Here is a 25334-nt window from a genome sequence, read left to right as displayed (position 1 = left end):
GCCGCGCCGCGCTAGATCCGCAGCAGCCGTTCCGTCACCTCGCGGTACGCCTGGAGCGCGCGGCGCAGTTGCTCCGTGTCGTCGCCGCCGGCGTCGGCGGAGTGCCGCAGCGTCCGCCGGTGCTCCGCCAGGCACGCGGTGATCCGGTCGCCGGTGTCCTCGAGGACGTCGGCCGCCTCCTCGACCGCGCGGCGCGGGGAGTCGACGAAGCCGGTGAGCGCGTGGTGCAGGCGGTGTTCCAGCCGCTCGGATTCGTCCTGGGGCAGGAGCCGGGCCGCTTGCGGCTCCGCGTCACCTGCCCCAGGAGCGGTGAGCGGGGTGGTGCCACCGGTCGTGGCGCCGCCGGTCGTGGCACCGCCGGGGTCGAGGACCGGTTTCAGCGGCTCGTCCACCGGCCCCGGCCGGGACCCGTGCGCGGCGCCGCGTTCGGGTCGCAGGCCGGTGGCGCGTATGTCGTCCTTGCCGTCCCGCCCGACCGGCGCGGCGGGGACTTCGAGGTCTCCCGCGTCGCCGGGGTAAGCGGGCGGGACGGCAGTCCTGGAGGATTCGTGCGGGTTCGGGTGCGGCATCACACGCCACTTCCCTTCGGGCGCAGCATGTGGCTGCGGCCACGGCCGTGGGACCGGTCGGGGGCGCCGGGCCGGTGGCGGCCGTGGTCCACGGCCCGGTCGGCGACGAGGTCGTCGAAGAGTTCACGCGCGTCGACCATCGCCTCGCGCAGTTGTTCCGTACTCGCTTCCGAGCCGCCGCGGGCGGCGCGGTGCAGCCTGCGGTAGCCCTCGACGTGGCGCGGGTGGTGGACGGAGAGCGCGGCGAGCTGCTCCTCGTAGCGACCGGCGGCCGGGAAGCCGCGCTCGCCCGCGATGCGGCCCAGCAGCTGGTCGGCGTCGGCGACGGCACCACGCGGGTCGTCGACGAACCGTTCCTGCACGGCGGCCCATGCGGTGTCGTACTGCTCTCGAACGCCGGGCGCGAGGGGCTGCGGACTGAGATCTCCGTAGCGCTGGACGCGGTCGTGCAGATCGCGGTCGGCCGCCTTGGTGTCGCCGTCGTGGCGGGCGACGACCCGCTCGTACTCGGGGCCGAACCGCCGACGCAGTGCCCGCCGTCCGCCGGCGTGTCCGCCGCGGCGTGCGTAGAGGGAGCCGGCGATGATCAGAAGGACCACGATCACCGCGGCGACGATCAGAACTGTGGTCAGGGTCGACATGACTCACCTTCCGGGTGGGGACCCGTGGGCGGACGCTCGCTGTTCGCGAGCTTTCATAGCTGCGAGTAACCGGGAAATGATTGGCCAAACAACCGCCGCACGGGTTACGACGGGTCCATGACCCTGTGGACACTGGCCCCGGAGCCGTTCGACTCCCCCGACGCGACCGCGCTGCGGCGCGCGTACTACCACGATGTGGCGAGCCGCTACTGGGGCCGGCCCGCGACCGTGGGGGAGGTCGACGAAGGGCTCACCGGCGACGGCGTCGAGCTGTTGACGCCGCCGACGGGCCAGTTCCTCGTGGGCCGGTACGGAGGCGAGGCGGCGGCCTGCGGCGGGGTGCTGATGCTGGACGAGGAGCGCGCGGAGCTCACCCGGGTCTTCCTGCGTCACGACGTCCGCGGCCGCAAGGGCGCCTCGCTGCTGATGGAGGCGCTGGAGCACGAGGCCCGCACCCTCGGCGCGCGGCGGATGGTCCTCAACACCCGCCTCGACCTGGTGGAGGCCCGCGCGCTGTACACGCGGCACGGCTACGCGGAGATACCGGCGTACTGCAGCGGCCCGTACATGGACATCTGGTACGGCAAGGACCTCTGACCGGAGCGCGACGAGGCACACCGGCGGGGCGGACGCGCCCGGCGGGACGGCACAGCCGGGACGTCAGACGGGGTGGCCCCGCCGGTACTCGTGGTCGCGGTGCTGTTCCGGACTGTGCGGCCGCTCGGCGTCCGAGCCGCACAGCTCCGCGTTCAGGTCGTGCACCAGCTGGACGAGGTCGGTCGGCCGTTCGGGTCCCCACCAGTCGCCGAGCAACTCGGCGAGCGACTCCTCGCGCGCCTGCGCCAGCCGCACGGCGGCCTCCACGCCGCTGTCCGTGAGCATCAGGTCGAGGCCCTCACGGCGGGCGAGGCCGCGTCCCTCCACCTCACGGGTCGCCTCCGTGATCGCGCGCAGCGGGACGGGCGTCGTCTCGGCGAGCCGGGCCGGTTCGACGACGCCGTGGCGCTTCATGCGCAGCAGCAGCCAGCTGGAGGCGGGCAGCAGGTCGTAGCCGGCCCGCGCGGTGATCTTCTCGTAGATGTGCCGTCTGCCCTCGCGGGAGCCGAGCACCGACAGGGCCCGTGCGACCTCGTCGTGCGAGGAGCGCTCGACGGGGTTGGAGGCCAACGTCTCGCTGTGGTCCGGCGCGGTCACCGAGACGCGGAGCTTGTCCTCCTTCAGGAACCAGGCGACGAGGAAGGCGAGCGCGACGACGGGCAGGGCGTAGAGGAAGACGTCCGTGATGGCCGTGGAGTACGCGTTGAGCACCGACGGGCGCAGGGCCGACGGGAGTTCCGCGATCGAGCGCGGGTCGGCGGCGAGCTCGGCGGCCCCGGCCCCGGGCGGCACGTCCTGCCCGGCGAGGGCGTCGGTGAGCTTGTGCTCCAGCCGGTTGGTGAAGATCGTGCCGAAGATCGCGACGCCGAAGGAGGCGCCGATGGAGCGGAAGAACGTCGCACCGGAGGTCGCGACGCCGAGGTCCTCGTAGCCGACGGCGTTCTGGACGACGAGGACGAGGACCTGCATGACGAGACCGAGTCCGGCTCCGAAGACGAAGAAGAACAGGCTCATCTGCCAGGTGGAGCTGTTCTCCGTGAGCTGGTGGAGGAGCAGAAGGCCCAGCGCCGTCACGGCGGTGCCGATGATCGGGAAGACCTTCCAGCGGCCGGTGCGGCTGACGATCTGCCCCGACGCCGTGGACGTGATCAGCAGGCCGAGCACCATCGGCAGCATGTGGACACCGGACAGGGTCGGCGAGATGCCCTGGACGACCTGGAGGAACGTCGGCAGGTACGTCATCGCCCCGAACATCGCGAAACCGATGACGAAGCTGATGATTGCGACGAGGGTGAAGGTCCGGATCCGGAACAGCTTCAGCGGCAGAACGGGTTCCGCGGCCTTGCGTTCGACGGCGACGAACGCGACGAGGAGCACGGCCCCGAGAACGGCGAGGGCGATGATCTGCGTCGAGCCCCACGCCCAGGTCGTGCCGCCGAGGGAGGCGACGAGGACGAGGCAGGTGGCGACGGAGGCGATGAGGAGCGTGCCCAGGTAGTCGATGGTGTGCCGGGTCCGGCGGACCGGGATGTGCAGCACGGCCGCGATGACGAGCAGCGCGACGACGCCGACGGGCAGGTTGATGTAGAACACCCAGCGCCAGCTGAGGTGTTCGGTGAAGAAGCCGCCGAGCAGCGGTCCGAGGACGCTCGTCGCGCCGAAGACGGCGCCGAAGAGGCCCTGGTACTTGCCTCGTTCACGCGGTGACACGAGGTCGCCGACGATCGCCATCGACAGCACCATCAGCCCGCCGCCGCCGAGTCCCTGGACCGCGCGGAAGGCGATGAGCTGCGGCATGTTCTGGGAGATGCCGCAGAGGGCGGAGCCGATGAGGAAGATGACGATGGCCGTCTGGAAGAGCTTCTTGCGCCCGTACTGGTCACCGAGCTTGCCCCACAGGGGAGTCGCGGCGGTGGCGGCCAGCATGTAGGCGGTGACCACCCAGGAGAGGTGGTCCATGCCGCCCAGCTCACTGACGATGGTCGGCAGTGCGGTGGCGACGATCGTCTGGTCGAGGGCGGCCAGGAGCATGCCCAGCAGGAGCGCGCCGATGGCGACGAGAACGGTCCGCCGGTCGTGCCCCTCGCCGGGGCGGACCCCACCTGGGCGGTGCTCATCTCCTGAGCCATGCCGATCTCCTCGGTTCCGTGGCGCTGTTCCATCCCATCGTGGTGTGTCTGTCCGGTTATGGCCTCCCGAGAGGGGCGGTGTGGCCGGTGGGGCGTTGGGTGTCGCGCGGGACGGTTGCATAATCGGCGGCATTCAAAGGGGAGGGGAACCGGCAATGACCGGAAACAGATGTCCGGAGTGCGACAGACCGCGGAACCCGGACGGCAGCGCCGGGCCCGGCTGTGACTGCGCCGAGCGGGCGGGGGCCGCTCTGCGTGCGGAACGGGAGGCGGACACCGCGGCGGCGGAGGACTTCGATCCGCTGCGGATCAGGCCGTACGTGACGCTGGAGGGCCTTGGCACGCCGCACCGCGCCCCGTCCGGCCCGCCCGATCCGGACACCGTCGTTCGTCCGGCCCCGGCCGGGCACGGGGGCCACGTGCCCGGCGCGGCGGGCGCGCGAGGGGACGTCACGCCCGAGGGCTTCGCCCGGGGCGGGGAGGCCCACGCGTCGCCCACGCACGACGGTTCGACGCCGGGCGCGAAGAGCTACACGCCGCCCGTGCGCGAGGGTTTCGCCCCCGGCGCGGCCGCCGCCGGGCAAGGGGCGGCGGGGCTGCCGCGGCCCATGCAGGAACCTTCCGCCTCGGCACCTGCCGACGCAGGCGGCCAGGAGTACGGCCCGGGCCAGGTGGAGCCGGACGGAACGGCGCCCGGCCATGGGCCTGCTGCGCACGACGGCGCCGCCGCGTACGGCGGGGCGCTGCCGCCGGAGGAGATCACGCCGGACCGGGCCGGCGGCCCACGCCATGGGGGTGACGACACCGTCGTCCTGGCGCCCGTCGGCGGCGGCACGGCCGGGAGCAGTCATGGTCACGGGGGTGACGGGCCGCGGCGGAACAGGCGGGTGTTCGCCGGGCTCGCCATGGGCGTGGCGGCCGTCGCCGTGGCGGGGACGGCCGCGTTCGCCGGAGGACTGTTCGCCGGCGGCGAGGAACAGGACCGTGCGCTGCCGCCGGACACCCGCAGCAGTGCCCCGACCGCCGGCGTGGTGTCGGAAGCGCCTTCGGAGTCCGCCTCCGCGAGCGCGTCGGCCTCCGCCTCGCCCTCCCCGTCGGCCTCGGCATCACCGTCCGCTTCGGCGTCCGCGTCACCGTCGCCGTCGAGGTCCGCGCCCCGCACGAGCCCGAGCACGGGCGACCGGCCGGCCGACCCCTCCGCCCCGGCGTCGACGGCCAAGGAGACGGGCACGGTGTCGGAGGCACCGTCCGACAAGCCGGCCGGCGGGACGCTGCGCCGCGGCGACAGCGGTGCGGCGGTGGCCGACCTCCAGAAGCGGCTGAGGCAGCTGTGGCTGTATCCGTACGACGACGCGGACGGCCGCTTCGACGATGACGTGGAGCAGGCCGTGAAGATCTACCAGTGGGACCGCGGCATCCAGGGTGATCCGCTGGGCGTCTACGGCCCGCACACCCGTCGCGCGCTGGAGGCCGAGACACGGTCGTCCTGAAACGGATTGGCGTTTACCCCGCCCCGTTTTGTATCGTGAAGGAACAAAGTGGCTTCGCCCGTATTCCCTGACCGGCGGGCGAGGCCGCTTGCTTTCCTTCCGCCGCGCTCTGGAGTCCGCATGACGACCACCCTGACCGCTCGCGCCCTCCTGCTCGACATGGACGGCACCATCGTCAACTCGGACGCGGTGGTGGAGCGCGTCTGGCGGGCCTGGGCGATCGAGCACGGGCTGGACGCCGAGGAGGCGCTCAAGACCGTCCACGGCCGCCAGGGCTACGCGACGATGGCGGTCCTGCTGCCCGACCGCCCCATGGAGCAGAACCACGCCGACAACCGCGTGCTGCTCGCCCAGGAGACCGCCGACACCGACGGCGTCGTCCCGGTCGCCGGCGCCCCCGCCTTCATGGCCGCCGTCGCCGCCCTGCCGCACGCCCTCGTGACCTCGGCCGACCTCGCGCTGGCCACGGCCCGGATGAACGCGGCCGGGCTGCCGATGCCGCAGGTCCGTGTAACGGCCGAGTGCGTCGGCGCCAGCAAGCCGGACCCGGAGGGCTTCCTGAAGGGCGCGGCCGAACTGGGCTTCGCCCCTGAGGACTGCGTGGCGTTCGAGGACTCGGAGGCCGGCATCACGGCGGCCCGCGCCGCGGGCATGCGGATCGTCGGTGTGGGTCCCCGCGCCGCGGCGATGGCGCCCGACATCCACGTGCCCGACCTCACCCGCCTCACGGTCACCGCGCACGACGACGGCACGATCGCGCTGCGCGCCGTCTGATCCGGCGGCTCAGCCGGTGATCGCCTCGAAGAGGCTGAAGCCGGCGAGGGCCAGCATGAGGCAGGCCGCGACCTTGGTGATCAGCCTCAGCGGCACGTACCGCATCAGCGTCCGCCCGCCCAGGATGCCGATGGCGGCGACGGCCCACAGCGCCAGGACGGCGCCGAGGCCGACCGAGACGGGGCTGTCGTAACGTGCGGCGAGGTTGGCCGTCATGATCTGGGTGAGGTCTCCGAACTCGGCGACGAGGATGAGCATGAAGCCCGCGCCCGAGACCTTCCAGAACGACTGGTCGGCGGGCGCCTTGACGGTCGCCTCCTCGTCGTCGCCCTTCTTCAGCAGCATCAGCGCGCCCGCGAGGAAGAGGACCCCCACCACTGCCTGCACCAGCCGGTGCGGCAGCAGGGTCAGCACGCTGCCCGCGGCGATGGCGAGCGCGACATGGACGGCGAACGCCGCCGCGACACCGGCGAAAACGTAAGAGGCGCGGTAGCGGGTGCCCAGCATGAGACCGGCGAGGGCGGTCTTGTCGGGCAGTTCGGCGAGGAAGACGACGCCGAACGTGATCGCCATGACGGTGAAGCTGATCACGGATGGATCCTCAATCGGTAGGCGCGGCGCGGCCCTGCCGAGAGTGACCTGAGGCGTTTCAGGGGTCGCTTCGGCACGGCAGCGCCATGGATGGACACATGGGCACTGCGGCCGAAGGTCTCGCTGGCGACCGCCGATGACGGGCCGCCTCCGGGCGCCGGCCGGGCACGAGGCCCAGCAGTATGTCGACGGTCCGGCGAAGAGCTACTCCCCTTCTGCGCTGAACAGAGTACGCGAGACCCCGCGCGGACGCGAAGCGCCGCCGCCGCGTGGGGGCGGGCCGCCGGGCGAGGCCCGTAGGGCGGCCCCGACCGGACCGGGCAGGGCCCGCGCGGGCCGAGAGCGGCCCGGGAGGGCCTGACCGCGGCGGGGTGGCAGGGCCGAACGCCCGGAACGAGACCGGTCCGGGCGGGCCGCCGCGCCGTGGTCGGTCAGGGCCCGACCCCGACCGGACCGGGTCAGCGCCGTGCGCCCGGCGGGCGCGTGCCCTCCCGGTGCAGGCGTCCCCTGGCCACCAGTTCCACCACCAGGGCCACCGCGACCGCCTGGACGGCCATCAGCGCGACCAGCACGAAGAGCTGCACCGCGCCCGCCTCCACGGGGGAGGCGCCGCCGAGCAGCATGCCGACGAAGGCGCCCGGCAGTGTGACGAGGCCCACGGTCCTGGTCTGGTCGAGGCCGGGGAGCAGCGCGTCGGAGGCGGGCTCGCGGGCGACCTCGAGGCGGGCGTCACGGTCGGCCAGGCCGAGGGCGAGCCCGGCCTCCACCTCACCGCGGCGCTGCTCGAGCTCGTCCAGCGCCCGCCGGCCGCCGACCGCCGTCACGCTCAGGGCGCCGCCGATGAGGATGCCGGTCACGGGGATCAGTGTGATGCCCTTCACCGGCACCAGTCCGGTGAGGAGCAGCGCGGCCACGACGGGGAGCACGCCCGCCGCGATCGGCAGACCGGCCCACCACCAGGTGCCGTTGGCGGTGATGCGCCGGCCGGCGGTACGGACGGCGACCGCGTACATCAGCACGAGGAAGGCGAGCAGCAGCGGGACGGAGCGGACGACCCAGCCGATCGCCAGTGACACGACGGCGAGTTGGACCGCCGCACGCACGCCCGCGACGGCGATGTCGCGGGAACGCCCGAGGTGGGCGACGGCCGCCACGGTCGCCGCGGCGACGAGCAGAACGGCCAGCACGGCCCCGAGGGTGAGGTTGACCGGCAGCAGCACGCCGCAACATTACGACGCCCCAGGGATCATGTCGGCGCGTCAGAACCCTTGATGTGACGTGCCCATGTCGCCACCCTGTTACCTGGCGCCCATCCCCGAGAAACCTGGCGCCGCGAACATGGCCACGCCCGAACGGCCAAGTTCCCCCCACCTCGAAGGAGTTCGCATGTCAGGTGTCTACGCGCGTCGAAGCCTCGGCGTCCGCCGCGCAGCCGTGCTCGCCGTCACGTCCGCCCTCGCCATGGCCGGCCTACTGGCCACCTCGCCCACCGCGCAGGCCGCCCCGCCCACCCCGGTCAGCGCCACCACCGCCCGCAGCTACCTCAGCCAGCTGACCGTGGCCGCGGAGGGCTCCTCCACCGGGTACAGCCGTGACCTGTTCCCGCACTGGATCACCCAGTCGGGCGCCTGCAACACCCGCGAGGTCGTGCTCGAGCGGGACGGCACCGACGTCCAGCAGGACTCCAGCTGCGCGGCGACGAGCGGCCGTTGGTTCTCCCCCTACGACGGCGCCACCTGGTCCGCGGCCTCCGACGTCGACATCGACCACATAGTCCCGCTGGCGGAGGCGTGGCGTTCCGGCGCGAACAGCTGGACCACGTCCAAGCGCCAGCAGTTCGCCAACGACCTGACCCGTCCGCAGCTCATCGCCGTCACGGACAACGTCAACCAGTCCAAGGGCGACCAGGACCCGGCCGAGTGGCTGCCGCCGGTCACCTCGTACCGCTGCATGTACGCCCGGATGTGGGTGCACACGAAGTACTACTGGAACCTCAAGGTCGACTCGGCGGAGAAGAGCGCGCTGCAGAGCATCCTGAACGGCTGCTGACCGGCCGCCGCACAGAGCCGCGCCGGGGACACACCACGAGTCGGCGGAACCGGCCCGCCCCTCTCCGTCGTTCCGTACCGTACGGGGCGACGGAAGGGGCATCACATGACCGGGCTTCGCCTTGGGCCGCTGCTGCGGCACGTCGACTGGGACACGGGCACCGCCGCGACCGTCTGGGTCGAGACCGGCCGCCCGTGCACGGCGGAGGTCCGCTGCGAGCAGGGCGGCGGGGCTCCTCGCGTACGTTCACGGTCGCCGGGCACCACTACGCCCTGGTCACCGTGACCGGTCTGACACCGGGCTCGTCGACCGCCTACGAGGTGCTCCTCGACGGCGAGCGCGTCTGGCCGCTCGACGACTCGCCGCACCCTCCCAGCACCATCCGCACCCCGGAGGTCGCCGCGGACTCCGTGCGGGTCACCTTCGGCTCCTGCCGCTGGGCCGCCCGTCCCGCCCGCGGCCGCGACCCGGTGGGCCCGGACGCCCTGGACACCCTGGCCGCCAAGCTGGCCTCGGCCGCCGAGGAGGAGCGCCCGGACGTCCTGCTGCTGCTCGGCGACCAGGTGTACGCGGACGAGGTCTCAGAGGCCACCAGCGCACGGCTGTCGGCCGGCCGCGACCGCGAGGTGCCGCCGGGCTCCGGAGTGGCGGACTACGAGGAGTACACCTGGCTGTACGACGAATCGTGGCGCGACCCGGACGTCCGCTGGCTGCTCTCCACCGTGCCCAGCTGCATGATCTTCGACGACCACGACGTCATCGACGACTGGAACACCAGCACGGCCTGGCTGGCCGAGATGCGGGCGACGCCGTGGTGGCGGGAGCGGATCCTCAGCGCACTGATGTCGTACTGGGTGTACCAGCACCTGGGCAATCTCTCCCCCGCCGAACTGGCCGCCGACCCGCTCTACAAGGCGGTACGGTCGGCGCCCGACGGCACACAGGCCCTACGGCAGTTCGCGGAGACGGCCGACAAGGACGCGTCCGTGGCGCGCTGGAGCTACCGGCGGGACTTCGGCCGGACCCGGCTGCTGATGATCGACACCCGTGCCGCCCGTGTCCTGGACGAGCAGAACAGATCCATGCTCGACGCGGGCGAGGCGGCGTGGCTGCGCGAACAGGCCCTGGAGGGACGCGGCTCGTACGACCACCTCCTCCTCGGCACGTCGCTGCCCTGGCTGCTTCCGCCGCTGATCCACGACGCGGAGACCTGGAACGCCGCCCTGTGCCGCGGCGAGCGGGGGGCGTGGTGGGCACGCTTCGGGGAGAGGGTGCGCCGCCACGCGGATCTTGAGCACTGGTCGGCGTTCCCTTCCTCGTTCGAGGAACTGACGCGGCTGATCACCGAGGTGGGCAGCGGTCCGGACGCGCCGGCGACGGTGTGCGTGCTTTCGGGAGACGTCCATCACGCGTACGTGGCGGAGCCGGAACGGCCCGGCGACCCCGTGGACGGTGCCGGGGGCGCGGGCGCCGTCGCCGCCCCGGATGCGCGGGTGCTCCAGTTGACCTGCTCGCCCGTGCACAACTCCGTCCCCAAGGCGGTGAGGATCGGCTTCCGGTTCGGCTGGAGCCGAGCGGGACGGCGGCTGGGCCGGCTCTTCGCCCGACACGGCCGCGCCGGTGAACCACTCGTCAGGTGGGGGCGCGGGGCGGGCCCTGGTTCGGCAATCAGCTGATGACCCTGACCCTGCGAGGGCGGAGGGCGTCGCTGCGGCTGGACCGGGCGCGGGCGGACGACCGCGGGCAGTTGACGACCGTGTTCGACCGGCCGCTGACGGACGGCTCCTGACCGGCGGCCCGCCGGCCGGGAAGCGCCGCTTTCCCGCCAAACCATGGCGCGCCGTGCCGAGGACACCCCTCGGCCGGGCGCCCGGTATTCAGCCTGCCGTGTCACCAAACCGGAGGATGCCGCTGCCTGCATCGTGGGAGGCCAGGTCAGGGCGCTCTCGCGTGTCCGCCGCCGCGGGCCGTCACCGAGGGGGAAGCTTCGGCCAAAAGCAGCCCGCGAGAAAATGTTGAACTTGCAAGTAATGATTAGGTCTGCCTAACCTGGGGCCCCCTCATCGGTTCTGTCCCCGAAACCGAAGGAGTCCCCCACATGAGTCCCTCCCCCCTGCCCGCACGCCTGGAACAGGCGCAGCCCTACGCGCTCGGCCTGTTCCGTGCCGTCGTGGGTCTGCTGTTCCTCTGCCACGGCGCCGCCTCACTGTTCGGCGTCCTCGGCGGCGCGGCGGGCGGCGGCACCGTCCCGGCCGGCACCTGGCCGGGCTGGTACGCGGCGGTGATCCAGCTGGTCGCCGGAGCCCTGGCCCTGCTCGGCCTCGGCACCCGCAGCGCGTCCCTGGTCGCCTCCGGCTCGATGGCGTACGCGTACTTCAAGGTCCATCAGCCCGAGTCACTGTTCCCGCTGCAGAACGGCGGTGAGGCGTCGGCGATGTTCTGCTGGGCGTTCCTGCTGCTGGTCTTCACCGGCCCCGGCGCCCTGGCGCTGGACCGGCTGTTCGCGCCGCGCCGCGCCGCCCGCCCGGCGGAGCAGCGCGAGGAACGGGCCACCGCCGCCGCCTGACCCTGCCGCAGGCGTACGCATCGCCCGGTCCCTCCTTCGGAAGGGGCCGGGCGTCCGCGTCTCCGTCCCCGCCCTTGTCCAGGGGGCCGTGAGGCCACCTCAGGTACGGCCCGGCCGACGGCCGTTGCCCCGTACTCGCTCCGTGCTTCGTACGGGCTCCGTACGGGCGGTTTCGTTTCGGTGTCCGGCGGGGGAACGCCCCTTGTCGATGTCCTCGGCACTCCAGGCGTACGCTGTACAGCTGTCTGGCCGCCTGCCGCTCCCCGCGACACCGTGGCCCTGCCAGGAACGGGGAGAGTCAAGGTGCTCGAGAGCATTGGGTCGCTGACCGGCAGCCCATGGATCTACGCCGTCGTGGCCCTGTCCGTCCTTCTCGACGTGTTCCTGCCCGTGCTGCCCAGCGGAGTGCTGGTGATCACGGCAGCCACCGCCGCGGCCGCCGGCTCCACGGCCGCGCCCGGCGCCGCGGCCGTCGCCGGCGCGGCGGGCCAGGTGCCGCGCGAGGTCCCCTCGCTGCTGATCCTCGTGCTGTGCGCGGCGACCGCCTCCGTACTCGGCGATATGGTCGCCTACCGGCTCGCCTGGCGCGGCGGCGACCGGCTGGACCGGGCCATCGCCCGCTCACGCCGCCTGACCAGAGCGCAGGAACGTCTCGGCGTGGCGCTCGGACGCGGAGGCGGCGCGCTCGTCGTCATCGCCCGTTTCGCACCGGCCGGCCGGTCCGTGGTCTCGCTGGGCGCGGGCGCGGCGCACCGCAAGGTGAAGGAGTTCCTCCCGTGGTCGGCCCTGGCCGGGATCGCCTGGGCCGGCTACGCCGTCGGGCTCGGCTGGTTCGGCGGCCAGTGGCTCGGCGCGAGCTGGATCGGCGCGGCGGTGTCCGTGCTGGCGCTGTTCGGCGCCGGCTCGCTCGCCGCCTACTTCATGCGGCGTCCGGCTCCTCGGCCTGCCGCTTAGCGGCATGGCCGCCGGAGCCGCGGATCTCGAGCCCCTCGAGGAGTCTGCGGGTCGCTTCCGCGATCTCCTCGACGGCCTCGTCGAACACCTCGCGGTTGTGCGCGGCCGGGGCCCGGAAGCCGGAGACCTTGCGCACGTACTGCAGGGCGGCGGCGCGGATGTCCTCCTCGGTGGCCTCTTCGGGAAGGACGGGCGGACGGAGAGTCTTGATGCTGCGGCACATGCCTCCAGTGTGCCGCGCACCACCGACAGCCGTCGGACCGTCGCCCGCGCCGTGACACCGCGGGTAACCCGGGGGCCCGCCGACGCCGCCGCACGCGGCCAGTAGAGTGCGGCTGCGCCCCTGCCGTTCCACCGACGAGGTACCGCTCAGTGACCCCCGCACCACGCTCACCAGCAGTTACCGTCGTCGGGATCGGCGCCGACGGCTGGCCAGGACTCCCCGGCACCGCGCAGGACGCGCTGCGGGACGCGGAGGTCGTCATCGGCGGCGCACGGCAGCTGGAGCTGCTGCCCGCCGACTGCGCGGCCGAGCGCGTGACCTGGCCGAGCCCCCTGCGGCCCGCCCTCGCCGGGCTGCTCGCCGCCCACCGGGGCCGCAGGCTCGCCGTCCTCGCCAGCGGCGACCCCATGTTCTACGGCATCGGCCGCGCGCTGGCCGAGGAGATGGGCCCGGACGCGCTGTACGTCGTCCCGCACGCCTCGTCCGTCTCGTACGCCTGCGCCCGCCTGGGCTGGCCCGTCGAGGACGTCGCCGTCGTCACCCTCGTCGGCCGTCCCGCCGGGCAGTTGTCCGCCGCGCTGCACGACGGCCGCCGGCTGCTGGTACTCAGCGCCGGGCCGGACACGCCGGCCGAGGTGGCCGCGCTGCTGCGCGACCGGGGCTTCGGCGGGACCCGGATGCGGGTGCTCGAACAGCTCGGCGCGACGGGCGAGCGCTGCGTGGACGGCCACGCCGGAAGCTGGGCCGAGCCTCCCGGCGACCCGCTGAACGTCATAGCCCTCGAATGCCGCCTCGACGAGGGCGCGTTGCGGCTGTCCGCCGCCCCGGGCCTGCCCGACGAGGCGTACGAGCACGACGGGCAGCTCACCAAGCGTCACGTACGCGCCGCGACCGTCGCCGCTCTCGCCCCCGCGCCGGGCGAACTTCTGTGGGACATCGGCGGCGGTTCCGGTTCCCTCGCGATCGAGTGGATGCGCACGCACCCCTCCTGCCGGGCCGTCACCGTCGAGCGCGACCCGGTCCGGGCCGCGCGAATCGCCCGTAACGCGGACAGACTCGGCGTGCCGGCCCTGCGTGTCGTCACCGGCGCCGCGCCGGACGCGCTGGCCGGACTCCCCGTCCCCGCAGCGGTGTTCATCGGAGGCGGGCTCACCGCCCCCGGGTTGCTGGACGCCTGCTGGGACGCACTGCCGCCAGGCGGCCGGCTCGTCGCCAACACGGTCACCCTCGAGTCAGAGGCGCTGCTGGCCGAGCGCTACGCGCGCCACGGCGGCGAACTCGTCCGCCTGGCCGTCTCCCACGCCGTGCCCGTCGGCGGCTTCACCGGCTGGCGCCAGGCCATGCCCGTCACCCAATGGTCCGTCACCAAAGCAGGAGATCCGACATGACCGTGTACTTCATCGGTGCGGGCCCCGGCGCCGCCGACCTGATCACCGTGCGCGGGGCGCGCACCCTGGCGTCGTGCGGTGTATGCCTCTACGCCGGCTCGCTCGTCCCGCGTGAACTCCTCGCCGACTGCCCGCCGGACGCCCGCCTGATCGACACGGCGCAGCTCGACCTGGACGCCATCACCGCGGAGCTGGTCCGCGCCCACGAGGAGGGACACGACGTGGCCCGGCTCCACTCGGGCGACCCCTCGGTCTTCAGCGCGGTCGCCGAGCAGATGCGGCGCCTGGACGCGGCGGGCGTGCCCTACGAGGTCGTGCCGGGCGTCCCCGCGTTCGCCGCGGCGGCCGCTGCGCTGAAGCGGGAGCTGACGGTCCCGACCGTCGGCCAGACGGTGATCCTCACCCGTGTCGCCCAGCAGGCCACCCCCATGCCGGAAGGCGAGGACCTGGCGACCCTCGGCCGCAGCGGGGCGCTGCTCGTCCTCCACCTGGGCGCCCGCCACGTCGACCGGATCGTCTCCGAACTCCTCCCCCACTACGGCGCCGACTGCCCTGCCGCCGTGGTCGCGATGGCGAGCCGCCCCGACGAGCTCGTGCTGCGCGGGACGCTGGAGGACATCGCCGCACAGGTGAAGGCGGCGGGCGTGACCCGCACCGCGGTGATCCTGGTCGGCCGTGTCCTGGCCGCGTCCGGCTTCCGTGACAGCCACCTGTACTCCGCCGAGCGCGACCGCCACACCTGCTGACCCGGCGCGGCGGTGCGCCCCGGGCGGGGGCCCAGGCCGGGCACGGCCCCCGGTCGGGAAGCGCGCCGCGCGGACGAGGCGGTGAGGGTGGTGGGCCGGTCGGCTGCGGGGCGTGCCGTGGTGTGCCGCTGCGCGGGTCGTTCCCCCTGCCTTCCCTCATGGCCTGACGACGGCCGTAGCGGCCCACTTCCCGAACCGGGCCGCGCCGGACCGGACGGCCTTCTCCGAGTGGCCGGGCCGGGTGTTTGGGACGGGCCGGAGCCGCCGGCCGCCCACCCGGGCGGAGGCGCGTTCAGCGTCCCGGCACGAGCCGGGTGGCCCGGTGCGCCGCCTGCCTGAGGGCTACGCGCGGCCCACGACCGTGCCCGCGCGGTCGATGCACACCACGTCCACCGCCACCGGCGCGCCCCGCAGCACGCCGAGCGCCTGGTCACGCGCGGCCGCCGCCACCAGGTCGCCCAGCGGGACGCCCTGCGCCGCGCACATCTGGAGCGCCGCCAGGCCCGTGTTCGCCACGGCGACCTCGGATGCCAGGGCCTCGTCCGCGCCGCCCTGCCGGGCGAGCTCCGCGAGGAACGCCTTGTCGACCTGGGAGCGGCCCGAGTGCAGGTCCAGATGGCCGGCGGCGAGCTTGGAGAGCTTGGCGAAGCCGCCGCACAGGGTGAGCCGCTCGACCGGATGGCGTCGCACGTACTTCAGCACCGCTCCCGCGAAGTCGCCCATGTCGAGCAGCGCGTCCTCGGGCAGCCCGTACAGGGCCACCACGGTCTTCTCCGACGTCGAGCCCGTGCAGCCGGCCACATGGGTGCGGCCCACGGCCCGCGCCACGTCCACGCCGCGCCGGATGGAGTCGATCCACGCCGAGCAGGAGTACGGCACCACGATCCCGGTCGTGCCGAGAATCGACAGACCGCCCAGGATGCCGAGCCGAGGGTTCCACGTGGAGCGGGCGATCTCCTCGCCGTGGTCGACGGAGACGGTGATCTCCACGTCCCCGCCGCCGCCGTGCCGCGCGGCGATCACGCCCACGTGGTCGCGCATCATCTGCCGCGGCACCGGGTTGATCGCGGGCTCGCCGACGTCGAGCGGCAGCCCGGGACGGGTGACCGTCCCCACGCCGGGACCCGCGCGGAAGACGACCCCGGACCCGGCCGGCAGCAGCCGCACCGTGGCCCTCACCAGCGCGCCGTGGGTGACGTCCGGGTCGTCGCCTGCGTCCTTGACGATCCCCGCCATGGCAGAGTCGCCGGACAGGGACTCCGCGGCCAGCGCGAAGGCCGGCGTCTGCCCCTTGGGCAGCGTGATCGTCACCGGGTCGGGGAACTCGCCGGTCAGCAGCGCCGTGTACGCCGCGGTCGTCGCGGCCGTCGCGCAGGCGCCGGTAGTCCAGCCGGGCCGCAGACCGGTGTGCTTGAGTTGGGCCTCACGCCCGCCGCCCGTTGCCGCGCTCATGGATGGACTCCGATGCATGTACTGATCCTCGGTGGGACGACCGAGGGCCGGCGTCTCGCCGAGAGACTGCACGCCGACGGCACGGCCCGCGTCACCAGCAGCCTCGCCGGCCGCGTCACCACTCCCAGGATGCCCCCCGGCGAGGTCCGGGTCGGCGGCTTCGGCGGCGCGGAGGGCCTGGCCCGGTGGCTGCGCGAGCACGAGGTCGGCGCGGTCATCGACGCCACCCATCCCTTCGCCGGAACGATCAGTTTCAACGCGGCGCTGGCCGCCGCGGAGGCCCATGTTCCCCTGCTGGCGCTGCGCCGTCCCGGCTGGGCCCCTGCCGGCGGCGACGACTGGCATCCGGTCGGCTCCCTCGCCGAGGCCGCGGACCGGGCCGCCGCCCTCGGCAGCCGGGTGTTCCTGACGACCGGCCGCATGGGTCTCGCCTCCTTCGCGCACATCCGTGACGCGTGGTTCCTCGTACGGTCCGTCGACGCCCCCGAGGGGGCGTGCCCACCCCGGATGGACGTGCTGCTCGACCGGGGGCCGTTCACCCTCGACGGCGAACGCGAACTGCTGCGGCGTCACCGCATCGACGTGCTCGTCACCAAGGACAGCGGCGGAGCGGCGACGGCACCGAAGCTGACGGCCGCGCGGGAGGCGGGCGTGCCCGTGGTGATCGTGCGCCGCCCGCCCGTCCCCGACGGCGTCCCGGTCGCGGCCGGCCCCGAGGAAGCAGCCGACTGGCTGCGGGCCTACTCCGGATAGCGCCTCGGGGTCCACACGATCTCGTGACCGTCGCCGCGCCGGACCACCTGCGTCTGCGACGACCCGATCAGCAGGATCGTGCGCATGTCGACCTCCGCCGGGTCGAGTTCACCGAGCCGCACGATCCGCACGCTCTCCTCCGGCCCGCCGATGTCCCGGCCGAGCACGACGGGCGTGTCGGGCGCCCGGTGCCCGAGGAGCACCTCGCGCGCCTTCCCCACCTGCCAGGTGCGGCTGCGGGAACCCGGGTTGTAGAGCGCGAGCACCAGGTCGGCTGCGGCCGCGGCGGCCAGGCGCTCCGCGATGACCTCCCACGGCTTGAGCCGGTCGGACAGCGACAGCACCGCGTAGTCGTGGCCGAGCGGCGCCCCGGCCTTGGCGGCGGCGGCGTTGGCGGCGGTGACCCCCGGAAGGACCCGTACCGGAACGTCCTTGTAGGCGTCCTGGGACGCCACCTCCAGCACGGCGGTCGCCATGGCGAAGACACCCGGGTCGCCGCCGGAGACGACGGCGACCCGCCGCCCGCGCCGGGCCAGGTCGAGGGCGAACTCGGCGCGCTCCGACTCGACCTTGTTGTCGGAGCCGTGCCGGATCTGCCCTGGGCGCTGCGGCACCCGGTCCACGTAGGTGGTGTAGCCGACGAGTTCGTCGGCGTCGGCGAGGGCGCGCTTGGTCTCCGGCGTGAGCCACAGCGGACCGGCCGGCCCGGTACCCACGACCACCACCTCGCCCTTGCCGGGTGCGGGACGCGGGTTCGCGATGCGGCTCGGCACGACGGCCACGGAGAAGTACGGCACCGACCCGGGGTCGATGTCGGCCAGTCGGCCGGTGCGCTCGCCGCTCATCGTGGCCCGCTCGACGTAACGGGCCTCCGCCAGCCGGCCGGAGGACTCCATCGCGCGCCGCACGGCGGGGAAGGTCCGGCCGAGCTTCATGACGACCGCCGAGTCGGTCGCGGCGAGCCGGGCGGTCAGCTCCTCCTCCGGCAGCGTGCCGGGGATGACGGTGAGCACCTCCTCAGCCTCGCACAGCGGCGTCCCCAGCCGGGCCGCGGCGGCGCTGATGGAGGTGACCCCGGGGATCACCTCGGTGGGATAGCGATGCGCGAGCCGCTTGTGCATGTGCTGGTACGAGCCGTAGAAGAACGGATCGCCCTCGGCGAGCACGGCGACCGTACGGCCGGCGTCGAGGTGCGCGGCGAGCCGGGTCGCGGCCTGCTCGTAGAAGTCGTCGAGCGCGCCCCGGTAGCCGCCGGGGTGGTCGGTGGTCTCGACGGTGACCGGGTACATCAGACGCTCCTCGATGTGCTCGGGGCGCAGATGCGGGGCCGCGATCGACCGCGCGATGGAACGTCCGTGCCGGGCGCAGTGGTACGCGATCACGTCGGCCTCCGCGATGACGCGGGCGGCGCGCAGGGTCATCAGCTCCGGGTCGCCGGGGCCGAGCCCGACGCCGTACAGCCGGCCGGTGTTCCGGCTTTCGCCGCTCAGGCTCTCGCCGTTCTGCTGGTCGCCGTTCTGGTTGTCGCCCACTACTCCGCCTCGCTCGCGATCGCGTTGACTGCTGCGGCGGCCATCGCGCTGCCACCGCGGCGGCCGCGCACCACCAGGTGCTCGAGGCCCAGCGGGTGCGCGGCGAGCGCCTCCTTGGACTCCGCGGCACCGATGAAACCGACCGGCACACCGATGACGGCCGCCGGACGCGGCGCGCCCTCCTCGATCATCTCCAGCAGCCGGAACAGTGCCGTGGGCGCGTTGCCGACGGCGACGACGGATCCCTCGAGGCGGTCGCGCCACAGCTCGAGGGCGGCGGCGGAGCGGGTGGTGCCGAGCTTCGCGGCCAGTTCCGGCACGGACGGGTCGGACAGCGTGCAGATCACGTCGTTGTCGGCGGGCAGCCGCTTGCGGGTCACGCCGCTGGCGACCATCTGCGCGTCGCACAGGATCGGCGCACCGGCCCGCAGGGCCTCGCGGGCGCGCACGACGACCTCGGGGCTGTGGACCAGGTCGGCGACGAGATCGACCATCCCGCAGGCGTGGATCATGCGGACCGCGACCTGCGAGACCTCGGCCGGCAGCCCGGCGAGGTCCGCCTCCGCGCGGATCGTGGCAAAGGACTGGCGGTAGATCTCCGCGCCGTCCTTCTCGTACTCGAACACGGTGCTCTCGCTCACTTCGTCGGGGTGGTGATGGTGCGCGCCGCCGCGAGGGCGTCGGCGAGTTCCGGAAGGGTTCGTGGGCCGGGGAGTTCGTCGGTGCCGGCGCCGCGTACGGCCAGGTCGTAGCGTCCGTCGCCGGTCGCGACGACGTCGACCCAGGTGCCGCGGGGGTGACCGCAGCGGCGTTCGCAGCCCGACCAGTACACGGGCAGCCCGCCCGCGCCGGCGTTCAGGTGGGCCGTGGCGTCGGCCCGCACGTCCGCGAGCGACTTGGCGCAGCCGGGCCTCCCGGTGCAGGCGCCGACGCCGAGCCAGGGCGAGTCGGGATCGGTGACGAGCCCGGCTTCGGCCGGCACGCCCAACTGCTCGGGCCCGGCGCCCGGCACGACGACCCCACGCCACGGAGTGACGCGCAACTCACCGGTGCCGTGCGCCTGGGCGACCCGGGCGAGCGCCCGCCAGGCACCCACGGACAGCCGCCCGAACGGCACCCCGACACTCATGCCACCGACGCCACCGTCACCGCCCGCCACCGGGCCGGGCCGGGGCCCGCCCGTTCCCGGCCCCGCCGGCGTTCGAGGCGCCGGGGCCGGGGCGCGGAGCCCCCACCGGGGCGCCGCCGCGCCCTCGGAGGCGCACCGACCGCCCGGGCCCACGGAACCGACCGGACCGGAGCAACGCTCCCGCCACACAGGCGCGTCCGCCAACTCGGCCCCCGAGCGGGGAAGTTCGCGTACCCGCCACGCTCTCGTGCCCGTCGCCGACGCCGCGTCGAGGAACGCCTCCGCGGCGAGCAGCATCGCGCGCGGGCCGTCCTCGGCGCGGACCCGCGCCGACGCCGAGCCGACCGTCACGCGCACCTCCGCGCCGCCCGGTTCTGCGAGCAACATCACATCGGGCGCGAGCTCCGCCATGTCCCCCCGGCCGTCGTCCAGCGCGAACAGGAAGCGCCCCGACAGCTCCGGCGCACGCTCGCTCGCGCACAGCAGCGCGTCCAGCTCCCTTACCAGCGGCTGGACGTCCAAGTGCCCCCGTCCGTCGAGCCCGGACAGCGGGGAGGCCACGATGTTGCGGACGCGTTCGTGACGGGGAGCGGGCAGCAGCCCGGCCGTGTCCAGCAGATCCGCCAACTCCCCTGCGCAGCCCGGCCCGAGGCCCCGCAGCTGAAGGTTCCCGCGTGAGGTGATGTCCAGCGCACCGTCGCCGAGCCGCTCCGCCGCGTCGGCGAGCGCGTACGCCTGCGCGGCGCTCACGACGCCCGCCGGGACGCGGACGCGCGCCAGCGCGCCGTCGTCCGCGGAGTGCAGACGCAGCGCGCCGGGGCAGGCATCACCGCGGTCCCGGACGGGAGTTACGAGGGGTTCGTCCCTGTTCGGGCGGTTCGAGGGGGCCGGAGGCATGGCGGCGAGCATACCGACCATCACACAAGGTGCCTGCTCCGAGCGCCCTACCGGGGAAGGGAGGGCCCCTACTATGCTGCTCGGCGGGCCAAACGGCCCACCACCGCCGAAGACGGCGTCAGGGGAGGAAGCCCGGTGAGATTCCGGCGCGGTCCCGCCACTGTGAGCCCGGCAGCAGCGCAGCACACGCGCACGCCACCGGGTGAGCCAGGAACTCCCGCCGTCTTCCACCGCCCGGGGCGCGGAAACCCCGAGGAAGGCCAGACGCCACATGCTGCATTCGTCCGAAGGACGCCCCGCGCACCCGAGCATCCTGCTCCTCTCGACGTCCGACACCGACCTACTGAGCGCACGGGCGGCGGCCGGCCCGGTCCCGTACCGCTTCGCGAACCCGTCGCGCCTCGCGCTCGATGAGCTGCCCGCCCTGCTGGAGGGCACGGATCTCGTCGTCGTGCGTCTCCTCGGCGGCCTGCGTGCCTGGCAGGACGGCATCGACCTGCTGCTCGCCCAGGAGCGGCCTGTCGTGGTCCTCACCGGTGAGCAGGCGCCCGACGCCCAGCTGATGGAGGCGTCCACCGTCCCGATCGGCATCGCGGCGGAGGCCCACGCCTACCTGGCGCACGGCGGCCCGGTGAACCTGGAGCAGCTGGCCCGGTTCCTGTCGGACACCGTGCTGCTGACGGGTCACGGCTTCGAGCCCCCGGCCGCCGCCCCGACCTGGGGCCGTCTCGCCCGCGCCGAGCGCCGTGAGGTCACCGGCGGCCCGCTGATCGCCGTGCTCTACTACCGGGCCCACCACATGAGCGGCAACACCGCCTTCGTGGACGTCCTGTGCGGGGCGATCGAGGACGCGGGCGGCCGCGCACTGCCGCTGTACGTGGCCTCGCTGCGGGCCCCGGAACCGGAACTGCTCGAGCAACTGGCCGCCGCCGACGCCCTGGTGACCACGGTCCTCGCTGCGGGCGGCACCCGCCCCGCGGACGCGTCCGCGGGGGCGACGACGAGTCCTGGGACGCGGGCGCCCTCGCCGCGCTCGACGTGCCGATCCTTCAGGCGCTGTGCCTGACCGGGTCCCGTGCGGCGTGGGAGGAGAGCGACGAGGGTCTGTCCCCGCTGGACGCGGCCGGCCAGGTCGCCGTGCCCGAGTTCGACGGGCGGCTCATCACCGTCCCGTTCTCCTTCAAGGAGATCGACGAGGACGGCCTCCCGGCGTACGTCGCCGACCCCGAGCGCGCCGCCCGGGTCGCCGGCATCGCCGTCCGCCACGCCCGCCTGCGCCACATCCCGAACGCCGAAAAGCGCGTCGCGCTGGTGCTGTCCGCGTACCCGACCAAGCACTCCCGTATCGGCAACGCGGTCGGCCTGGACACTCCCGCCTCCGCCGTCTCCCTGCTGCGCCGGCTGCGCGAGGAGGGCTACGACTTCGGCGACGAGGCGGTGCCCGGCCTCGAGTCCGGCGACGGCGACGAGCTGATCTACGCGCTCATCGAGGCCGGCGGTCACGACCAGGAGTGGCTGACCGAGGAGCAGCTCGCGCGCAACCCCGTACGCATCCCGGCCGCGGACTACAAGCGCTGGTACCAGGCGCTGCCCGCCGAGCTGCGCTCGTCCGTGGAGGAGCACTGGGGGCCGCCGCCCGGTGAGATGTTCCTCGACCGGTCCCGCAATCCCGAGGGCGACATCGTGCTGGCCGCGCTGCGCCGCGGGAACCTGCTGATCCTCATCCAGCCGCCGCGCGGCTTCGGCGAGAACCCGATCGCGATCTACCACGACCCGGATCTGCCGCCGTCGCACCACTACTTGGCGGCCTACCGCTGGATCGCGGCGTCCGCGGACGCCGGAGGCTTCGGCGCCGACGCGATGATCCACCTGGGCAAGCACGGCAACCTGGAGTGGCTGCCGGGCAAGAACGCGGGCCTGTCCGCGGCGTGCGGTCCCGACGCCGCCCTGGGCGACCTGCCGCTCGTCTACCCGTTCCTCGTGAACGACCCCGGCGAGGGCACGCAGGCCAAGCGCCGGGCGCACGCGACGCTGGTCGACCACCTGGTGCCGCCGATGGCGCGGGCCGAGTCGTACGGCGACATCGCGCGCCTGGAGCAACTGCTGGACGAGTACGCGCAGATCTCGTCCATGGACCCGTCCAAGCTGCCCGCGATCCGCGCACAGATCTGGACCCTGATCCAGGCCGCACGGCTCGACCACGACCTCGGCCTGGACGACCGGCCGGACGACGACGGCTTCGACGACTTCCTGCTGCACGTCGACGGCTGGCTGTGCGAGGTCAAGGACGCGCAGATCCGCGACGGCCTGCATGTACTGGGCGGCGCCCCGACCGGCCCCGAGCGGGTGAACCTGGTCCTCTCCATCCTCCGTGCCCGCCAGATCTGGGGCGGCTCGCAGTCCCTGCCCGGTCTGCGCGAGGCCCTCGGGCTGGACGAGTCCGCGGCGACCCGTACCACCGCCGACGAGGCGGAGGCCACCGCACGTGCGCTCGTCGAGGCGATGGAGGCCGCCGGCTGGGACCCGGCCGCGGTCCCGGCGGACCTCGGCAAGGACGTCGAGGCGATCCTGCGTTTCGCCGCCGTCGAGGTCGTACCGCGCCTGGCCCGGACGACCGACGAACTGGACCACGCCGTCCACGCGCTGGCCGGCGGTTTCGTGCCCGCCGGACCGTCCGGCTCGCCGCTGCGCGGGCTGGTCAACGTGCTGCCGACCGGCCGCAACTTTTACTCCGTCGACCCGAAGGCCGTGCCGTCGCGCCTGGCGTGGGAGACCGGCCAGGCGCTCGCCGACTCGCTGATCGAGCGCTATCGCACCGACAACGGCGAGTACCCGGCCTCCGTCGGCCTGTCCCTGTGGGGCACCAGCGCCATGCGCACCGCCGGCGACGACGTGGCAGAGGCGCTGGCGCTGCTCGGCATCCGGCCCGTGTGGGACGACGCGTCCCGCCGTGTCACCGGCCTCGAGCCGGTCCCGCTGACGGAACTGGGCCGCCCCAGGATCGACGTCACCCTGCGCATCTCCGGTTTCTTCCGCGACGCGTTCCCGCACACCATCGGCCTGCTGGACGACGCCGTCCGCCTCGCCGCCTCCCTCGACGAGCCGGACGGGTCCAACTACATCCGCGCCCACGCACGGGCCGACCTGGCCGAGCACGGCGACGAACGCCGTGCCACGACCCGGATCTTCGGCTCCCGGCCCGGCACGTACGGTGCCGGCCTGCTCCAGCTGATCGACTCCCGGGACTGGCGCACGGACGCCGACCTCGCCGAGGTGTACACGGTGTGGGGCGGCTACGCCTACGGCCGTGGCCTGGAGGGCCGCCCGGCCCGCGCCGAGATGGAGACCGCGTACAAGCGCATCACCGTCGCCGCGAAGAACACGGACACGCGCGAGCACGACATCGCCGACTCCGACGACTACTTCCAGTACCACGGCGGCATGGTCGCCACGGTCCGCGCCCTGCGCGGCACGGCCCCCGAGGCGTACATCGGCGACTCGACCCGGCCGGAGACGATCCGCACCCGCACCCTCGTCGAGGAGACCTCCCGCGTCTTCCGCGCCCGGGTCGTCAACCCCCGCTGGATCGCGGCGATGCGCCGCCACGGCTACAAGGGCGCCTTCGAACTGGCCGCCACGGTCGACTACCTCTTCGGCTACGACGCGACGACCGGCGTCGTGGCGGACTGGATGTACGACAAGCTCACGGAGACGTACGTCCTCGACCCCGAGAACCGTGCCTTCCTCCAGCAGGCCAACCCCTGGGCGCTCCACGGCATCGCCGAACGGCTCCTGGAGGCGGAGTCCCGCGGCATGTGGGCCAAGCCGGACCCGGCGGTGCTGGAACAGCTGCGCCAGGTCTTCCTGGAGACCGAGGGCGACCTGGAGGACGACGACGCCTGACGGCCGCGGCGGGCGGTCCGGGGGTGCCGTGCGGCACCCGCGGACCGGTGGCCCGGAGCCTGCCGCTCTACGGCTCGGACAGGTCCAGGGTCCAGTCGCCGTCGGCGGTCACATTCAGGTAGTAAGGCCCGGCGCTGACCATCTGGGCGACGGCGGCGCCGTCGAAGTCCCCTGCCTCGTTGAAGACGAGGTCCTGCGCCCTGCCCTTCGCGTCCAGCACCGTGACGGCGAAGTCGTCACCGCCGCTGTGGGTGGCCCGCACGACCATCCTCTTGCCCGCCGCGAACGGCCCTTCGACACGGTCTCCGCTGCCCGTGGAGCTGTTGGGCAGTTCCGCCGCCGGCCGGTCGCCGGGCTGCGTGATCTCGACGCTCCACGGAGCGTCCGCGTCGACCAGCAGGGCGTGGTCACCGGCCTGCACGCCCGCCGCCCTGGACCCGCTGTAGGCGCCGACCCGGTCGGCGACGACATCCTTGACCTGGTTCTTGTCGTCGAGCAGTTCGACGATGAAGTTCCCCTTGCAGGAAGGGCACTCCGCCCTCAGGACGGCCAGTCCGCCGGTCAGCGCGAAGGGCTTCGTCACCTGGTCCCCGGTGCCGCTGAGTTCGATCGGCGGCGGAACGGACGGCGTCGGCTGCGCCACGCTCCGGCCGGCCGCCACCGCGGACGGCGCGTAGCCGCCACCGCCCGCGGCCATGACCACGCCGACCATGACGACCAGGGCGACCACGGCCCGGGCCAGAACCACCCACCCGCGCGCGCCCCGGGCAGACGCAGGCTCCCACGGCCGGTCCGCCATGCCCGACTCCTTCCCTTGCCCGCCGACGCCCCAGCAACCGCCGACCCCACCTCCACGATCCGCCGCCCACCGCCCCCCGCAACTCGAACCGCCATACCCGCGGAACGACCGCCCCGATCCGCCCCTACCGGTCCCGGCCGGGACACGCTCGT

The 25334-nt window shown here is 73.8% G+C and carries 20 protein-coding genes, 2 pseudogenes and 1 riboswitch; of the genes and pseudogenes, 11 read left to right on the top strand and 11 right to left on the bottom strand.

All coding sequences use genetic code 11. The features are described 5' to 3' along the window. Nucleotides 1-11 precede the first annotated feature (11 nt). Nucleotides 12-569 carry a hypothetical protein gene (locus GLX30_RS24860; protein ID WP_159692487.1) on the bottom strand — a complete coding sequence of 186 codons (558 nt, stop codon included), beginning with the start codon at nucleotides 567-569 and terminating at the stop codon, nucleotides 12-14. Then, nucleotides 569-1210 carry a hypothetical protein gene (locus GLX30_RS24855; protein ID WP_159692485.1) on the bottom strand — a complete coding sequence of 214 codons (642 nt, stop codon included), beginning with the start codon at nucleotides 1208-1210 and terminating at the stop codon, nucleotides 569-571. The genes GLX30_RS24860 and GLX30_RS24855 overlap by 1 nt, the downstream gene beginning before the upstream one ends. Before the next feature lie 117 nt (nucleotides 1211-1327). Between GLX30_RS24855 and GLX30_RS24850 the strand changes: the two genes are divergently transcribed. Beyond that, nucleotides 1328-1807, top strand: a complete 480-nt coding sequence (locus GLX30_RS24850; RefSeq protein ID WP_208545480.1) for a GNAT family N-acetyltransferase — start codon at nucleotides 1328-1330, stop codon at nucleotides 1805-1807. A 63-nt stretch (nucleotides 1808-1870) separates the two neighbouring features. On the opposite strand, the gene GLX30_RS24845 is transcribed toward GLX30_RS24850, so the two are convergent. Continuing rightward, nucleotides 1871-3838 (bottom strand): MFS transporter, encoded by a 1968-nt coding sequence (locus tag GLX30_RS24845; RefSeq protein ID WP_244258281.1) that lies wholly within the window; start codon nucleotides 3836-3838, stop codon nucleotides 1871-1873. 253 nt (nucleotides 3839-4091) lie between these two features. Between GLX30_RS24845 and GLX30_RS24840 the strand changes: the two genes are divergently transcribed. Together GLX30_RS24840 and GLX30_RS24835 are read left to right on the top strand one after the other, a co-directional pair. Continuing rightward, nucleotides 4092-5426 carry a peptidoglycan-binding domain-containing protein gene (locus GLX30_RS24840; protein ID WP_159692483.1) on the top strand — a complete coding sequence of 445 codons (1335 nt, stop codon included), beginning with the start codon at nucleotides 4092-4094 and terminating at the stop codon, nucleotides 5424-5426. A gap of 120 nt (nucleotides 5427-5546) precedes the next feature. After that, a complete protein-coding gene (locus tag GLX30_RS24835) occupies nucleotides 5547-6200 on the top strand; it encodes an HAD-IA family hydrolase (protein ID WP_159692481.1) in 654 nt (217 codons plus the stop codon). A 9-nt stretch (nucleotides 6201-6209) separates the two neighbouring features. On the opposite strand, the gene GLX30_RS24830 is transcribed toward GLX30_RS24835, so the two are convergent. Together GLX30_RS24830 and GLX30_RS24825 are read right to left on the bottom strand one after the other, a co-directional pair. Next, a complete protein-coding gene (locus GLX30_RS24830; protein WP_159692479.1) occupies nucleotides 6210-6791 on the bottom strand; it encodes a TMEM165/GDT1 family protein in 582 nt (193 codons plus the stop codon). Nucleotides 6792-7249: 458 nt separating this feature from the next. Continuing rightward, entirely contained in the window at nucleotides 7250-8011 is a 762-nt protein-coding gene (locus tag GLX30_RS24825) for an ABC transporter permease (RefSeq protein WP_159692477.1), read from the bottom strand. A gap of 166 nt (nucleotides 8012-8177) precedes the next feature. Here GLX30_RS24825 and GLX30_RS24820 point away from each other — a divergent pair, with 166 nt between their 5' ends. The 4 genes and pseudogenes from GLX30_RS24820 to GLX30_RS24805 all read left to right on the top strand — a co-directional run bounded on the left by GLX30_RS24820 (nucleotide 8178) and on the right by GLX30_RS24805 (nucleotide 12360). Next, the gene (locus tag GLX30_RS24820; protein ID WP_159692475.1) at nucleotides 8178-8840 is read left to right on the top strand and encodes an HNH endonuclease family protein; all 663 of its coding nucleotides are present in this window, start codon (nucleotides 8178-8180) and stop codon (nucleotides 8838-8840) included. A gap of 105 nt (nucleotides 8841-8945) precedes the next feature. Then, nucleotides 8946-10629, top strand: a pseudogene (locus tag GLX30_RS24815) (alkaline phosphatase D family protein). A gap of 309 nt (nucleotides 10630-10938) precedes the next feature. Further along, on the top strand, nucleotides 10939-11406 hold the full coding sequence (locus GLX30_RS24810) for a DoxX family protein (RefSeq protein ID WP_244258280.1): 468 nt from the start codon (nucleotides 10939-10941) through the stop codon (nucleotides 11404-11406). A gap of 303 nt (nucleotides 11407-11709) precedes the next feature. Beyond that, nucleotides 11710-12360 (top strand): VTT domain-containing protein, encoded by a 651-nt coding sequence (locus tag GLX30_RS24805; protein WP_159692473.1) that lies wholly within the window; start codon nucleotides 11710-11712, stop codon nucleotides 12358-12360. Here the strand turns inward: GLX30_RS24805 and GLX30_RS24800 are convergent. Beyond that, nucleotides 12326-12583, bottom strand: a complete 258-nt coding sequence (locus GLX30_RS24800; protein ID WP_159692471.1) for a DUF2277 domain-containing protein — start codon at nucleotides 12581-12583, stop codon at nucleotides 12326-12328. The genes GLX30_RS24805 and GLX30_RS24800 overlap by 35 nt on opposite strands. 149 nt (nucleotides 12584-12732) lie before the next feature. Between GLX30_RS24800 and cbiE the strand changes: the two genes are divergently transcribed. Then, on the top strand, nucleotides 12733-13971 hold the full coding sequence (cbiE, locus tag GLX30_RS24795; protein ID WP_159692469.1) for a precorrin-6y C5,15-methyltransferase (decarboxylating) subunit CbiE: 1239 nt from the start codon (nucleotides 12733-12735) through the stop codon (nucleotides 13969-13971). Continuing rightward, nucleotides 13968-14717, top strand: coding sequence for a precorrin-4 C(11)-methyltransferase (gene cobM, locus GLX30_RS24790; RefSeq protein WP_159692467.1), 750 nt, complete (start codon nucleotides 13968-13970; stop codon nucleotides 14715-14717). The genes cbiE and cobM overlap by 4 nt, the downstream gene beginning before the upstream one ends. Nucleotides 14718-15059: 342 nt before the next feature. Here the strand turns inward: cobM and GLX30_RS24785 are convergent, their stop codons facing one another. Then, nucleotides 15060-16169: a cobalt-precorrin-5B (C(1))-methyltransferase gene (locus GLX30_RS24785; protein ID WP_159692465.1), complete on the bottom strand. Its 1110-nt coding sequence runs from the start codon at nucleotides 16167-16169 to the stop codon at nucleotides 15060-15062. 12 nt (nucleotides 16170-16181) lie between these two features. Between GLX30_RS24785 and GLX30_RS24780 the strand changes: the two genes are divergently transcribed. Next, nucleotides 16182-16922, top strand: coding sequence for a cobalt-precorrin-6A reductase (locus GLX30_RS24780; protein WP_159692463.1), 741 nt, complete (start codon nucleotides 16182-16184; stop codon nucleotides 16920-16922). Here GLX30_RS24780 and GLX30_RS24775 read toward each other — a convergent pair. Genes GLX30_RS24775 through cobG form a run of 3 tightly spaced genes read right to left on the bottom strand, consistent with a single transcriptional unit; the run spans nucleotide 16910 to nucleotide 20480 of the window. Further along, the gene (locus GLX30_RS24775; protein ID WP_159695233.1) at nucleotides 16910-18412 is read right to left on the bottom strand and encodes a precorrin-2 C(20)-methyltransferase; all 1503 of its coding nucleotides are present in this window, start codon (nucleotides 18410-18412) and stop codon (nucleotides 16910-16912) included. The genes GLX30_RS24780 and GLX30_RS24775 overlap by 13 nt on opposite strands. A 41-nt stretch (nucleotides 18413-18453) precedes the next feature. Next, a complete protein-coding gene (locus tag GLX30_RS24770) occupies nucleotides 18454-19095 on the bottom strand; it encodes a precorrin-8X methylmutase (RefSeq protein WP_159692461.1) in 642 nt (213 codons plus the stop codon). After that, nucleotides 19092-20480, bottom strand: a complete 1389-nt coding sequence (gene cobG, locus GLX30_RS24765) for a precorrin-3B synthase (protein WP_244258279.1) — start codon at nucleotides 20478-20480, stop codon at nucleotides 19092-19094. Before cobG ends, GLX30_RS24770 begins: the two co-directional genes overlap by 4 nt. Before the next feature lie 124 nt (nucleotides 20481-20604). Beyond that, nucleotides 20605-20697: riboswitch (cobalamin riboswitch) on the top strand. A 54-nt stretch (nucleotides 20698-20751) separates the two neighbouring features. Between cobG and cobN the strand changes: the two are divergent. Further along, a pseudogene (cobN, locus tag GLX30_RS24760) lies at nucleotides 20752-24383 on the top strand (cobaltochelatase subunit CobN). Between the two features lie 67 nt (nucleotides 24384-24450). Here cobN and GLX30_RS24755 read toward each other — a convergent pair. Then, nucleotides 24451-25182 carry a hypothetical protein gene (locus GLX30_RS24755; RefSeq protein ID WP_159692459.1) on the bottom strand — a complete coding sequence of 244 codons (732 nt, stop codon included), beginning with the start codon at nucleotides 25180-25182 and terminating at the stop codon, nucleotides 24451-24453. Between the last annotated feature and the right edge of the window lie 152 nt (nucleotides 25183-25334).

Origin of the sequence: Streptomyces sp. Tu 2975, from assembly GCF_009832925.1 — a bacterium.
In the GTDB taxonomy this organism is placed as follows: Bacteria; Actinomycetota; Actinomycetes; order Streptomycetales; family Streptomycetaceae; genus Streptomyces.
Note: the sequence above shows the minus strand (reverse complement) of the source record. Positions and strands in the feature narration are given on the sequence as shown.